The 13309-nt window shown below is 43.9% G+C and carries 12 protein-coding genes; 7 read left to right on the top strand and 5 right to left on the bottom strand.

All coding sequences use genetic code 11. The features are described 5' to 3' along the window. Positions 1-5 precede the first annotated feature (5 nt). Both E4663_RS02875 and E4663_RS02870 read right to left on the bottom strand, forming a co-directional pair. Positions 6-2162, bottom strand: a complete 2157-nt coding sequence (locus tag E4663_RS02875; protein ID WP_135326627.1) for an ATP-dependent helicase — start codon at positions 2160-2162, stop codon at positions 6-8. Between the two features lie 105 nt (positions 2163-2267). Beyond that, a complete protein-coding gene (locus E4663_RS02870; protein WP_079479326.1) occupies positions 2268-2471 on the bottom strand; it encodes a hypothetical protein in 204 nt (67 codons plus the stop codon). Positions 2472-2643: 172 nt separating this feature from the next. Between E4663_RS02870 and E4663_RS02865 the strand changes: the two genes are divergently transcribed. The 3 genes from E4663_RS02865 to E4663_RS02855 are packed head-to-tail and all read left to right on the top strand — an operon-like array spanning position 2644 to position 3892. Beyond that, on the top strand, positions 2644-3219 hold the full coding sequence (locus E4663_RS02865) for a TetR/AcrR family transcriptional regulator (RefSeq protein ID WP_079479325.1): 576 nt from the start codon (positions 2644-2646) through the stop codon (positions 3217-3219). A gap of 12 nt (positions 3220-3231) precedes the next feature. Next, the gene (locus tag E4663_RS02860) at positions 3232-3564 is read left to right on the top strand and encodes a DMT family transporter (RefSeq protein ID WP_079479324.1); all 333 of its coding nucleotides are present in this window, start codon (positions 3232-3234) and stop codon (positions 3562-3564) included. 13 nt (positions 3565-3577) lie between these two features. Further along, complete coding sequence (locus tag E4663_RS02855; protein ID WP_135326626.1) at positions 3578-3892, top strand: DMT family transporter; 315 nt, start codon at positions 3578-3580, stop codon at positions 3890-3892. Positions 3893-4188: 296 nt separating this feature from the next. Here E4663_RS02855 and msrA read toward each other — a convergent pair whose 3' ends face one another. Together msrA and E4663_RS02845 are read right to left on the bottom strand one after the other, a co-directional pair. Then, positions 4189-4869 (bottom strand): peptide-methionine (S)-S-oxide reductase MsrA, encoded by a 681-nt coding sequence (msrA, locus tag E4663_RS02850; protein ID WP_135326625.1) that lies wholly within the window; start codon positions 4867-4869, stop codon positions 4189-4191. Positions 4870-4936: 67 nt separating this feature from the next. After that, positions 4937-6853 (bottom strand): endonuclease MutS2, encoded by a 1917-nt coding sequence (locus tag E4663_RS02845; protein WP_135326624.1) that lies wholly within the window; start codon positions 6851-6853, stop codon positions 4937-4939. 467 nt (positions 6854-7320) lie between these two features. Here E4663_RS02845 and bshB2 point away from each other — a divergent pair, with 467 nt between their 5' ends. Continuing rightward, complete coding sequence (gene bshB2, locus E4663_RS02840) at positions 7321-8007, top strand: bacillithiol biosynthesis deacetylase BshB2 (protein ID WP_135326623.1); 687 nt, start codon at positions 7321-7323, stop codon at positions 8005-8007. A gap of 110 nt (positions 8008-8117) precedes the next feature. Next, the gene (locus tag E4663_RS02835; RefSeq protein ID WP_135326622.1) at positions 8118-8903 is read left to right on the top strand and encodes a FixH family protein; all 786 of its coding nucleotides are present in this window, start codon (positions 8118-8120) and stop codon (positions 8901-8903) included. A gap of 254 nt (positions 8904-9157) precedes the next feature. Here the strand turns inward: E4663_RS02835 and typA are convergent, their stop codons facing one another. Next, positions 9158-10999 (bottom strand): translational GTPase TypA, encoded by a 1842-nt coding sequence (gene typA, locus E4663_RS02830; RefSeq protein ID WP_079479318.1) that lies wholly within the window; start codon positions 10997-10999, stop codon positions 9158-9160. 172 nt (positions 11000-11171) lie between these two features. Between typA and E4663_RS02825 the strand changes: the two genes are divergently transcribed. Both E4663_RS02825 and efeO read left to right on the top strand, forming a co-directional pair. Beyond that, positions 11172-12104, top strand: a complete 933-nt coding sequence (locus tag E4663_RS02825; RefSeq protein WP_079479317.1) for an RluA family pseudouridine synthase — start codon at positions 11172-11174, stop codon at positions 12102-12104. 307 nt (positions 12105-12411) lie between these two features. Further along, the gene (gene efeO, locus E4663_RS02820; protein ID WP_135326621.1) at positions 12412-13272 is read left to right on the top strand and encodes an iron uptake system protein EfeO; all 861 of its coding nucleotides are present in this window, start codon (positions 12412-12414) and stop codon (positions 13270-13272) included. The last annotated feature ends 37 nt before the right edge of the window (positions 13273-13309 follow it).

Genomic DNA, 13309 nt, shown 5'->3' with positions numbered 1-13309 from the left:
TTCTATTACTCTTCCACTTTTTCGAGTTTCTTGAAATTCCGGCTGATCGGACGTGGAGTTTTCATTTTATCAAAAAACACTCGATACGTATTTTTCTTCTCATCAATGTCTTCAATGGTACCCACACCGAAGACAGGATGAGAGACACGATCACCGATGTTGTACCCCGAAGTTTGCAGAGACTTGCTTTGATGGTGGGAGGCACGAATATATTCTTTCGCTTCCTCAATCAGCGATTGATCGATTTCGCCAATTCTTTCAAATGACTCCTCTTCCACTTCAAAGATGAACCGAGATGGATATTTCCGTTGCCCACCGTTCTGAAATCCTTCTGACTCGGTGACATACAACTCTTTTTCTGCACGTGTAAGGGCAACGTAGGCGAGCCGGCGCTCTTCCTCAAGAGCTCTCTCTTTCCGCTCGCGGAGTGCTCGTACATTCGGCATCACACCCTCTGTCATACCTACAATGAACACATATGGATACTCAAGGCCTTTCGCAGTATGGATGGTCATCAATTTGACAGCGTTCAACTGGTCATCCCGATCATCGTCGGTGTACAAGCTGATCATCTGCAAATATTCTTCTAGTTCCATTTCTTCTCCTAATGTTTGCTCATACTGAACAATGGAATGCAATAGTTCGGTCAAGTTATCCAGGCGCTCCTGATCACCGTCTTCTCTACGATACGCCTCATACCCTGTCCGCTGCATGGCCTCTTGTAGAAGTTCTGAAACCATCAAGGCGTCCTTTTGCTCTTTCAACGTCTCGATAGCATTGATGAAGGAACGTGCTCCCGTACGGCGCAGCCTGTCATGGTCGATGTATTTCTTCAGCGTCTCGTAAAGAGATAATCCATCCTGCTCTGCCATCTTCCGCAGGAACTGCATTCTCTTCTTCCCAATTTGTCGTCTCGGAACATTGATGATACGGGAAAAAGATAGATCATCTTCCATAGCGATCATACGTAAGTGGGCAAGGGCATCCTTAATTTCCATTCGATCGAAAAACTTGAAGCCACCGAAAATCGTGTACTCTATATTCGCACTGATCAGTTCTTGTTCGATAAAACGGGATAAGTAATTCGCGCGGTATAATACAGCGATATCACGATACTCGGCACCATTCTCAACAAGCTGCTGCATCCTCTTAACGATCCACTGCGCTTCTTCTATTTCACTCTTGCCGTGATAATGGACCACTTTCACCCCGCCTGGATTCTCTGTGACCATATCCTTATCCACCCGGAAGTAATTGTTCTTAATTAGTGCATTGCTGAGTGACAAGATCTGAGGCGTCGAGCGATAGTTCTGATTCAAGAAAATCGTCTCGGTCCCCTCGAAAAACTGATCGAAATCTACCATGTATTTCGGATCGGCACCACGCCACTCATAGATCGTCTGGTCAGGGTCACCTACTACGAATAAATTACCGTGTTTCCGAGAAAGCTTCTTCACCAGTTCGAACTGCTTCAGGCTGCTATCCTGAAATTCATCGACTTGGATATAAAATAAACGATCCTGCCATTTCTCCAACACTTCTTTGTACTGTTCGAAGAGTACGAAGACAAAATTAAGTAGATCGTCGAAATCAAGACCATATACTCGCTTCTGCTTCTTCAAGTACCTTTGAATGATCTGTCCATCCAAGTCACCAGCATCGTCCGGAATAGGCATCTCCCCGCGCAAGATCATCTGCTGCACATAATGGGTATTCCCTTTCAGCTTTCCTATCTTATCCAGTATTCGTTTGAACGTTTTATCATTCATCTTTAATTCCATATCTTCGAAAATCTCTCTCAATAAAATCTTCTGATCTTCAACGTCCAATATAATGAAGTTCTTCGGATAGAACAGACGATGTATGTCCTCTCTTAAAACCCGCACACAAAAACCATGATACGTTGTAATAAATCCAGTATCTTGCTCGCCACCGATCAACTTCTTCACACGACGACGCATCTCATGAGATGCTTTATTAGTAAATGTCACAGACAGCACATTTCCAGGATCGATACCCAGTTCATTTACGATGAACGCATAACGGTGTGTCAAAGCACGAGTCTTGCCAGAACCTGCACCTGCGATGACACGGATGTATCCTTCAGTAGATACGACCGCTTGCTGCTGGGCCTCATTTAATCCTTCTAATAGCTCCTCCATACTAACCCTCCAAAAAGAACATCTGTTTGTATGCTATTATACCAAAACTATTATTAAGTCGTAACATACAAAAAGCACCGGAGAGGATCTCCGGTGCTTTTTAGCTCAAGCCTTTTCCATCTTATCTGCTTTGACGACTTCGATGTTCTTTAAGTTTCCTATCGCGTCGAAATCAATGTAAAGCTCATCGCCAGGTTGGGCAATGGCCACTAACCGTTCTTTAAGAACAGAAAGCTCGTTATGGTACGGATGTTCCTGGATTAAAATAGCGTAAGTGCCTTCGAATCGGTCTAGTCGATATTTATTCACGTATCCCGCTCCTTAAGTAGGCAAAGTATAAAAATGAGTACTTTACTAGTACTATTCCCAATTAGCAGAATGACTAAACGTGTCGAATACTGACCGCTGGACAAGTGTACTAAGTGGTGCTAGAATAGAGACTAACAACCGTTAGTTAGTCATTGAATGTGAGGTGTTCCTAATGACAAGACAAAGAATTATAGAAGAAAGCCTCTCGCTATTCGCTAACCATGGTTATGAAAACACGAGTCTTACCATGATTGCAGAACTAGTAGGGATCAAAAAACCGTCTTTGTATAATCATTTCAAAGGAAAAGAAGCGATATTTTCTGCTGTATTGGATGATGTTGCAGCAAGAGAAATGGAAGTCATGCAAACAGAAATCAATGTCCCGACGAGCGACAGTATAGATGATCAGCTATTCGGAATATATAAAAACTACTTGGCTCACTTATCGAATTCGATGGAAGGATTATTTTTCAAACGAGTCACTTTCTTCCCTCCGGATGAGTTCGCTGAGGAGATCAAACGTGTCTTTTTACTCGTAGAAGAATGTTTAACGAACATTATTCGACCTATTTTCGAAGAAGGGAAAAAGACTGGTAAGCTGCGCGCCCTTTCCACTGATACAATGACGAGCGCCTTCTACACGTTGATCGATGGGCTGTTTTTAGAAGAAAACTTTTATCCAAGAGAAGTATTTGAAACGAGAAAACAAGCAAGCTGGAAAGTCTTCTGGCTGGGCATTCAAGCATAGGAGGGGATCTCTATGGCATGGATCTATTTACTGATCGGAGCTTTGTTTGAAGTAGGATGGGCCGTCGGTTTGAAAATGTCGGACGGCTTTACTCGTCCTATTATTTCGATTGTAACGGTCGTTCTGATTATAATCAGCTTCTTCTTTTTCACGAAAGCATTGAAAGAAATCGACGTTGGTACTGGGTATGCCATATTCACTGGAATAGGAGCAGCAGGTACAGCAGTGATCGGTATGACATTTCTTGGCGACAGCGCAAGCGCCGGGAAGGTCTTTTTTATTGGGCTTTTACTTGTGGGGATCATCGGCTTGAAGCTGACGAATTCGCCTGAAGAAACAACGTAAGGAGGGGTGCCACATGGCATGGGTATTTTTATTGTTCGCAGGATTCGGTGAAATGACAGCGATGTTCTTCCTGAAGTTATCAGATGGGTTTCAGAAAAAGGGCGCTGCAATCGGAGCGATTGCAGCTGGTGGTGTCAGTTTCTACTTTCTATCCTTGTCTCTGCTGGACCTTCCAGTAGGAACGGCTTATGGCATTTGGACTGGGATCGGTTCTGTCGGAACCGTCCTACTTGGTATCCTATTCTTTAAAGAAGGGTTTCACGCGAAGCGTCTCCTCTTCATACTGTGCATCATATCTGGTGTCATCGGTCTGAAGCTCGTTTCATAATTCTGATTATTACCTTGAATTAAGAGGAGTTTCCACGTACAATAAGGATTGGATATTGCAAAAAACGACAGATGAACAGTTCATTTGTCGGATTTTGCCTGAGAGTTTTTTCGTTTTAGGTAAAATGGAGGAAAGTAGTAATGAGGAAATTTCTATTCGCTGTTCTATTATTGATAGTCGCGACGTTCGGTTATGTAGGATATTCGGATATGGATGCAAACGATGCGATCCCGCAACAAACGGAACAATATTGACTTACACACAAATCCCCCTCACACGGTATGAGGGGGATTTTTTTATGATGCTTCTTTCTTTGGTAAATCTAATTCCCTATCGGTTCCCCAAGTTCGATCCAAATAGTCATCTCGCCCGGAGTTGCCACGATAGTAGTCATAGCGAAACTTATTCTTCTTATAATAATCCTGATGGTACTCCTCAGCCTTGTAGAAAGCCTCCGCTTCCCTGATCGGGGTTACGATTTCTTGGTCAAAACGCCCGGAGGAAGCCAGTGCTTGCTTCGACTTTTCAGCTATTTCTTTTTGTTGTTCATTATTGTAAAAGATAGCCGTAGTATATTGGTAACCTCTGTCCACAAACTGCCCTTCATCGTCGGTAGGGTTAATCTGTCGCCAAAATACGTCTAATATCTGGTCATAAGAGACTACCTCAGGGTCGTAGTAAACTTGGACGGATTCGATATGTCCGGTACCTCCTGCCGACACTTCTTCATACGAGGGATTTCTAACCTCTCCTCCGGTATATCCAGAAACGACCTCCTTGACGCCTTTCAGCTTTTCAAAAGGGGGCTCCATGCACCAGAAACATCCGCCAGCTAATGTCGCTACTTCATATCCGTCTGGAATCTCTTCCACAGCCTCACTTTCGTAGTTGCGCTTCGTCAAATAGGCATAAGCTTCCGGCACAGCGAAGATTCCGATCAACACGATAAGGCCGATCCATATCCACCACTTCTTCATGATGATCACCTCACAGTAGGATGAATTTGTCTATATCATAGCACGAGGGATCCATTCCTTCGAACAATTACTCTTCGTCATCGAGCGTCAAACCTTCCACATGTTTTTTGTCCAACTGTTTATTAATTTTCCGATATTCTTTCGATTTGAATAGGATATCAAAATCATAGTTCTCTGGATACAGTTCTTCCGCTGGAATGGATAGTGTTAAGCGCTTGTGATTGTAAGTCCTCTTCTCCCCTTTTACTTGAACACGATAATTCCCTTTCGCATCAGGACCAGTGTACACGATTCCGTTTTCCTCTTCTGAAGGTATGTGGACGTTATCTCCCATCTTGAATTTCGGTTTTACCTTTTCTTTCTTAAGAGATGATTTCGGTCTACCGTAACGGTTTATGGACACTTGGCGCTTGTAAGAATCCGCCTGCAGTATCTCAGGGGCTAAATCGAATTTGTTTTCTTCATTATAGGAGATAGCATAGGCTTCCTCTAATATATCCGGGTGCAAACCCAACTTAAGTGCAATGTCGAAAGCCTGACTTTTCCCTGATGTTCCGAGATGCAATTGATAAGTAGGTTGTAATGTTTCCAAATCGAACTCCATCGCACCGTTAATAAAGCCTTCTTTCTGGTCCGCAAATTCCTTCATCTCTCCATAGTGTGTAGTAGCAAGAATCGTCGAACCTTTTTCCGATAGTTGGTCGAGGATCGCTGTCGCTAATCCCATCCCCTCGCGTGGGTCTGTTCCAGAACCTATTTCATCTAACAATAAGAGCGAATGATCGTTAGCCTGGCGTAAGATATCGATTAAGTTGACTAGCCTGGAACTGAACGTGCTCAAGTTCTCATCAAGGCTTTGACCATCACCGATGTCTACAAAAACGTGCTGGAAGATAGGTAGCTGACTCCCTTCGCCTGCCGGAATAGGAATACCAGACTGCGCCATGAGCGCTAGCAGCCCAACGGTTTTCAACGTTACCGTCTTCCCTCCTGTATTCGGGCCTGTAATCAGAAGTGCTTGCTCGCTTTCTCCCATTCTAATCGAAAGCGGAACAGCGTTCTCCCCGAGCAAGGGGTGTCTAGCCTCGATCAAATCGATTGTAAATCCTTCTGAAAAGACTGGTGCTGCGCCATTGATCGAGCGGCTGTATTTTGCCCTGGCAAATAAGAGATCATATTGATGCATCGTCTCCATCGCAATGTGAAGTTCTTGTTCGTGACCAAGAACTTCTCCTGTCAAAGTATAAAGAATCTGTTCCACTTCCTGCTCCTCAGACATCTTCAGCATATGCAGCTCTTCTTGTGCCTCGGTCATCTCAGCAGGCTCGATGAAGAGCGTTGCACCAGATGAAGATTGGTCGACGATGGTACCTTTCACTTTGTTACGATTTTCCCTTTTAATAGGCAGTGTATAGCGCCCGTTCTTCATGACAGGATGCGATTCCTGCATAGACGTACGGTACTTCTTCTTCAAGGACTCCAGTCTTTCTTTGCGCCTCTGTTCTTTAACACCGATTTGTTTACGGATTTTTGTCAGTTCTTTTGACGCGTAATCATCCACTTGCCCATGGCGAATCGTCTCTTGAATGGCTCCCTCAAGGGAAGATAAATCGGAAATAGACTCTGCATACAAGTAAATGGTAGGAGCTACAACCTCTTTATCCGCCATAAACCGTTTCAGTTTCTGGCAATGATCAAGAAAAGAAATCAAAGCGGAAAACTGTGATGGTCGAATATAGAGCCCCTTCTTACCTTGATCCAGTATCTGTGAGACATCTTCGAGGCTATGGATGGGAACATGGCTATTGATGTTGATAATAGCGACTGCCTCCTGCACTTCTTCATGCAAACGTTCCAGATGTCGACGTTCTCTTGTCGGCTCCAACTCCAAAATTGATTGCTTAGCCTCCTGGGTCATCGCAAATTGGCTGACACGCTCCACTATTTGATTGTACTCTAGTGTTTCAAATGTTCGTGTATTCATAATAGACTCCCTTTCACTTTAAAGAATAAAAAAAGCCGCGACAAGCTAAGGAAAGCTCGCCGCGACGTACGTGTTCCGTCACTGGATCAAATAAAAAAAAGCTACGACTGAATAAGCAGTCATAGCTTCATTGATCGTTCTGCTACGCTTATGCTCGTTCTTAACCACTCTTGTTCAACAGGCAAAAGAGAGCGAATATCTATTACAGCTCTACTTTCGACATAACGAAACAGACGTGCCTTGGCACATCGTTTTGAACAAGATGTTATCCAATTGATGGATTAGTTAAGAACGACCACACTCATAAATCATTCTCCTCTTTAGTAAGGAATTCAGTGACGGAACGATTTTTTGTTCCACTCTCACTATAAAAGGAAAATCTGAAAGAGTCAACAATCAAATAGCTTTAAAAATCTCTGGTAGTACGGGATAATGTGTAAGTAGAATTCTTCTAAGGAGTGAGTCCCATGATTAAAGAAGAGAACCATGTACTTGTAATTTTCCCACACCCGGATGATGAAGCCTTCGGAGTGTCTGGAACGATTACTTCTTATATAAAACAAGGAACCCCCGTCACCTATGCTTGTCTGACATTAGGAGAAATGGGCAGAAACTTAGGACAGCCACAATTCGCCAACCGTGAAACTCTTCCAGATATCCGTCGGGCTGAATTAAAAAAAGCTGCCGAAGCAATGGGTATCACGGATCTTCGTATGCTTGGCCTGCGTGATAAAACATTGGAATTCGAAGACGATACGGACATGAAAAACATGGTCCGCGAATTGATTGATGAATTAAACCCATCACTAGTCATCAGCTTCTACCCTGGCTACGCTGTTCATCCTGACCATGAAGCAACCGCTCGAGCCGTCGTTCGTGCTCTTCGAGAAATCAATGAAGTAGATCGCCCTACGTTCCATGCAGTCGCTTTTGCCAATGATACGGAAGAGAACTTAGGGCAACCGGATGTCGAGAATGATATCCGAGCCGTCCAAACTGAAAAACTAAACGCAATGCGCGCCCACATTTCCCAAACGGCACGTATGTTGGAAATGCTTGAAGAAGGAATTAAGACCAATGACCCAGAAGCAATGAAATGGGTTACGTACGAACGTTTCTATACGTACGACTGGAATAATGACCAAGTGACATAATGTCCTTGGTTTTTTTCTAGATGAGGTTTTGTCAATAGATTGTCTTATTTCATTTATTCAAGGGTAGAATGAGCATGATATCCTAATTGTAGATAAAGGAGTGTAAAGATATGAAAATGCTTTTATACAGTTTCTTACTAGCCACTCTCGTGTTGAGTGCCTGCGGTACCGATACCCCACAAGAAGAGAACACCGCACAAGGAACTGAAGACGAGAAAGAAGAAGCCGAAGTGGCTGCAGTTCCAGAAGTAGAAGTCATCACGGATGAGGAGCCACTTCCTGTCAGTGAAGAGACTACTATTCAAGCGAAAGTAACGCAAGACGGTGCACCTGTAGATGACGCTGAGTATGTAGACTTTGAGATTTGGAATGAGAAAGACGGGCAAGATTCATCCAACACAATAGAAAGCGAACACGTCGGAGACGGCGTCTACGAGATCCAATATACATTTGAGAAGAAGGGCACCTATCAGATGTATGCTCACACTCAAGTCGGCGACTTGCATACGATGCCGAAGGTGACCGTACAAGTGGGAGAAATGAAAGAAGACAAAACAACTGCTGAAAGCGGCCACGATCACAAAGAAGGACACGGTGACAGTGAATTTATGGTTCACTTGATGACAGAGCAAACCTTCACAGCAGGAGAGGATAATGAGCTAGTCACCCATATCAACCGAATGGAACAACCCTTCGAAGAAGCGAAAGTTCGCTTTGAGATCAGTTCTGACCAGCTGGAAGCACACAAATACATCGAAACAGAAGAAACGAATCCCGGGGAATATACGAGTACCTTCAGCTTCCCTTCCGCCGGCACATACACCGTCAACGTGCACTATGAAAAACCGGATAAGGAAATTCACGGACATAAAGAAGTGAAAATAGAAGTAAAATAACGATAAAGCCCTGAACTACTTAGTTCAGGGCTTTCATATTGTTGAAAATGGGTGGAGTTTGGTTTTATTATAATCTAGTTTTCCGTGGTCTGGAAAACAACTCGCTTTCCGTGGGAGAGTCTGGATAAAGCTCTGAACTAGTTAGTTCAGAGCTTTTCTTTTAATTGGTTTAGTAAATGAGAAACCGTTATTGGATAAGGAATGATCAAGATACAAAAAAAGTGAGCAAGGTCTCCCCTGCTCACTTCCTGCTATTATTGATCGACGTTCTGCATTTTCTTCTGCTTCGCCGCACGCTTACGTTCGCTCTCGTTCAGATATTTCTTACGAAGACGTACACTTTCTGGTGTCACTTCGCAGTACTCATCGTCATCCAAGTATTCGATTGCTTCTTCAAGCGTCATCTGGCGTGTTTTCTTGATAGTGTTCGTAGTGTCTTTGTTTGCAGAACGGATGTTAGTCAAGTGCTTCTCTTTCGTGATGTTGACTGTTAGGTCGTTCTCACGGTTGTGCTCTCCGACGATCATACCTTCATACACTTCTGTACCAGGTTCGACGAAGATGACACCACGGTCTTCAAGGTTCATGATTCCGTAAGTGGAAGCTTTCCCTTTATCCATAGAAATCAATACACCTTCACGACGTCCGCCGACTTGTCCTTTAGTAAGGGGTGCATAGCCGTCGAACGTGTGGTTAAGAATTCCGTAACCACGTGTCTGTGTCATGAATTCTGTCGCATAACCGATCAAACCACGGGATGGAACGATGAACTCAAGACGTACTTGACCGTTTCCGTCGTTGACCATATCCTGCATTTCACCTTTACGATAACCGATGGATTCCATTACGGCACCTTGGTATTCTTCAGGAGTATCGATTTGAACGCGTTCCACTGGTTCACACGTTTGACCGTCTACTTCCTTCAAAATAACCTGCGGCTTGGACAATTGTAGTTCAAAGCCTTCACGACGCATGTTCTCGACTAAGATGGATAGGTGCAATTCACCACGTCCAGATACAGTAAATGCATCAGGAGAATCCGTTGGCTCAACGCGTAGACTCACGTCTGTTTCAAGTTGTGTCAAAAGACGTTCTTCGATTTGACGCGCTGTGACATATTTACCTTCGCGACCAGCAAATGGACTGTTGTTCACGAGGAATGTCATTTGAAGCGTCGGCTCATCGATTCGTGGAATTTCCATTGCTTCTTGGTTATCTGGAGGACAAACAGTCTCTCCTACGTTGATATCTTCTAATCCGGCAAGCGCAATGATATCCCCGGCTTTTGCTTCTTGGATCTCAATGCGTTTCAGACCGATAAAGCCGAACAGCTTAGAAACACGGAAGTTTTTAACTGATCCGTCTTTCTTCATAAGGGATACTTGTTGTCCCACTTTAATCGATCCGCGGAAGACACGTCCAATTCCGATACGACCAAGATAGTCGTTGTAATCTAGAAGCGTTACTTGGAATTGAAGTGGATCCTCTGTCGTGTCAGCAGGTGCTGGGATGTTTTTCATGATCAAGTTGAAGATCGGGTCCATTGTCTCCTGCTGGTCTTCTGGCTCATCACCAGATGTTCCGTTCAAAGCAGAAGCATAGACAACTGGGAAGTCCAGTTGATCGTCGTCAGCACCAAGTTCGATGAATAGGTCTAGTACCTCATCGACAACTTCTTCCGGACGGGCATTCGGACGGTCAATTTTGTTCAGAACAACAACTGGTGTAAGTTTTTGTTCTAGTGCTTTCTTCAATACGAAGCGTGTTTGTGGCATACACCCTTCATATGCATCAACGACAAGCAGTACGCCATCTACCATTTTCAAGATACGTTCTACTTCGCCACCGAAGTCCGCGTGGCCAGGGGTATCCAAAATGTTGATTCGAGTGTCGTTATAGTTAATCGCAGTATTTTTGGCTAGGATCGTAATACCACGCTCTTTTTCCAAATCATTGGAGTCCATCGCACGGTCATCTACGTGTTCGTTGTCACGGAATGTACCAGAATGGTGAAGCATTTGGTCAACGAGGGTTGTTTTTCCGTGGTCAACGTGCGCGATGATCGCTATATTACGAATATCATTTCTGTGTTGCATAAAAGCACACACCTCTTTCGTCTCACTTAGTTTTCAACTTATCAAGTATAACACAGATCATATGAACGTCGAAACCTAAGGGTTATTAGGATTGCGTAAATCTTTCTGTTAGCCTAAACTACAGATATTATGAAACAATGGTCGAATTAAATGAAAAGACAGGTGCTGAAATATGAAAACAAAACGAATCGGCGAATGGCTCGAAGTAACCGTCCCGGAAAAATGGAAAGGCGTTACCGTCGAGAAAATCATGAAGAAGCGATGGAATGTCCCGAGGAAACTGATCCACCGCTTCCGTACTAATAAAGAAGTGACAGTGAATAACGAGATCGTTCACTGGAAAGACACGACCGTTCAGACCGGCGACGCTCTACGGATACGGTTATTTGCACCGCAACCTTTAGAGGTGACACCAACGTATATGGATGTGGATGTACTTTATGAAGATGATCACCTGCTTGTCGTAAACAAACCGGAAGGCATGTTTACGCACCCAAACAGTGAGGGACAAACCGATACGCTGGTCAACGCTGTCGCCTCCTACTTTCAAATCAACGGGATTGAAGCGACTCCGAAATACGTCCATCGTCTCGACAAGGACACTTCCGGTGCGGTTCTTTTTGCCAAACATGACTTGGCGATTGCTATGCTTGGGGAAGAATTAAAGGAACGAAATATTAAACGGACATACCTTGCTTTGGCACAAGGGAAAGTAAAACCTAAGAAAGGTATCATCAATGAACCGATTGGCAAGGACCGTCATCACCCAACAAGAAGGCGTGTGTCTCCGAATGGACAAACTGCCGAAACCCATTATGAACGGATTGAGTACCTTCCTTCCCTTCAGGCTTCTCTAGTGCGTCTCCAGCTCCAAACCGGTCGTACTCACCAGATCAGAGTGCATATGAGCCACGTCGGTCACCCATTGATCGGGGACGAATTGTATGGAGGAAAAGGAAATTACAACGGTCAGCAGGCTCTACACGCTGCTCAACTCACCTTTATCCACCCATTTACAGAGGAATCCGTCTCAACCTTTGCCATGCCTCCTGTTGATTCTCCGTTTTTCACGGAGGAACATGTCCACAAGTTACAAGAAAATTAAAAGTTTATTATTTCATGTAATGTATTAGATTTCCTTTTTATGGTGTGTTACAGTAAGTACACTATAGGAGACACGTACCCCTATTACTTACACAGAGAAAATTTAAAAAGACGACAACGGTTAACTACTAATAAATCGTTGGAAAAGACGCTGATTCGAAATCAGCGTCTTTTTTCGTATTATGGACGTCTTTCTTCCTATTTAAAATAACAATTTTCAAAAAGTCTTTACTTGAGAATCATTTTCAGTATAATAGAAACAGATATTGATAATCATTTTCAATGAACTGAAGGAGGAGCCTTTACATATGAACAAATTTACAAAAGTCGCATCCATCAGCCTACTTATCCCAGGTTTGCTGCTAGCTGGGTGTAACACGACTGAACAATCTCAAGCCGAAGAGGCTAAAAAGACAGAAGAAAGTAAGACGGCAACTTACTCTGAAGAGCTGGAGAAAGCGGTTGACAGCTATCGCCAATACGGCCTTGAGCAAACGGATCTATTCGTTGAAGGAACCACTGCTTTCGTAGAAGCAGTGAAAGCCGGAAACCTAGAGAAAGCGAAGGAACTATATCCGACAGCGCGTATGCCATTCGAACGTGTAGAACCTATTGCTGAGTCCTTCGGTGACCTTGATCCGAAGATTGACGCACGAGAAGGAGATGTTCCGGAAGAAGAATGGACAGGATATCACCGCCTCGAGAAGATCCATTGGGAAGAGAACACGACAGAGGGAACTGCTGAATATGCAGATCAGCTGCTGAACGATGTTAAATCACTTCGCGCTAAAATTGAGTTAGCGGATGTCGCTCCTCAAACACTAGTAACAGGGGCTGTCGATTTATTGAACGAAGTCTCCGCTTCCAAAATCACAGGAGAAGAAGAACGTTATTCCCACACCGACCTTTACGACTTTGCAGCAAATGTCGACGGCTCGAAGAAGATCGTTGACCTTCTGAGCCCGATTCTGGAAGAAAAGGATCCGGAACTTCTCGATACACTCGAACAACGCTTCGCTGACGTATATACTGCACTAGAAGATTATAAAACAGAGAATGGGTACGTTTCTTATACAGATTTGACAGAGGAAGATACACAGAAGCTGAGTAAAGTCATCGATGCCTTAGCAGAGCCTCTATCACAAATTGGTGTTGTTTTAGAAGGATAAAGACTCACGTGCCACTAGACTAGTAATCTAGTGGCTT

Origin of the sequence: Halobacillus salinus, assembly GCF_004684905.1 — a bacterium.
Lineage (GTDB): Bacteria > Bacillota > Bacilli > Bacillales > Halobacillaceae > Halobacillus > Halobacillus salinus.
This window is presented reverse-complemented; position numbering and strand designations above follow the sequence as displayed.

What these genes read in the sequence shown, in the direction of transcription:
- E4663_RS02825 (WP_079479317.1), top strand. Translation starts at nt 11,172, where the DNA reads ATGAAAACAAAACGAATCGGCGAATGGCTCGAAGTAACCGTCCCGGAA.
- E4663_RS02855 (WP_135326626.1), top strand. Translation starts at nt 3,578, where the DNA reads ATGGCATGGGTATTTTTATTGTTCGCAGGATTCGGTGAAATGACAGCG.
- bshB2 (WP_135326623.1), top strand. Translation starts at nt 7,321, where the DNA reads ATGATTAAAGAAGAGAACCATGTACTTGTAATTTTCCCACACCCGGAT.
- E4663_RS02860 (WP_079479324.1), top strand. Translation starts at nt 3,232, where the DNA reads ATGGCATGGATCTATTTACTGATCGGAGCTTTGTTTGAAGTAGGATGG.
- msrA (WP_135326625.1), bottom strand. Translation starts at nt 4,869, where the DNA reads ATGAAGAAGTGGTGGATATGGATCGGCCTTATCGTGTTGATCGGAATC.
- E4663_RS02865 (WP_079479325.1), top strand. Translation starts at nt 2,644, where the DNA reads ATGACAAGACAAAGAATTATAGAAGAAAGCCTCTCGCTATTCGCTAAC.
- E4663_RS02845 (WP_135326624.1), bottom strand. Translation starts at nt 6,853, where the DNA reads ATGAATACACGAACATTTGAAACACTAGAGTACAATCAAATAGTGGAG.
- E4663_RS02875 (WP_135326627.1), bottom strand. Translation starts at nt 2,162, where the DNA reads ATGGAGGAGCTATTAGAAGGATTAAATGAGGCCCAGCAGCAAGCGGTC.
- efeO (WP_135326621.1), top strand. Translation starts at nt 12,412, where the DNA reads ATGAACAAATTTACAAAAGTCGCATCCATCAGCCTACTTATCCCAGGT.
- typA (WP_079479318.1), bottom strand. Translation starts at nt 10,999, where the DNA reads ATGCAACACAGAAATGATATTCGTAATATAGCGATCATCGCGCACGTT.
- E4663_RS02835 (WP_135326622.1), top strand. Translation starts at nt 8,118, where the DNA reads ATGAAAATGCTTTTATACAGTTTCTTACTAGCCACTCTCGTGTTGAGT.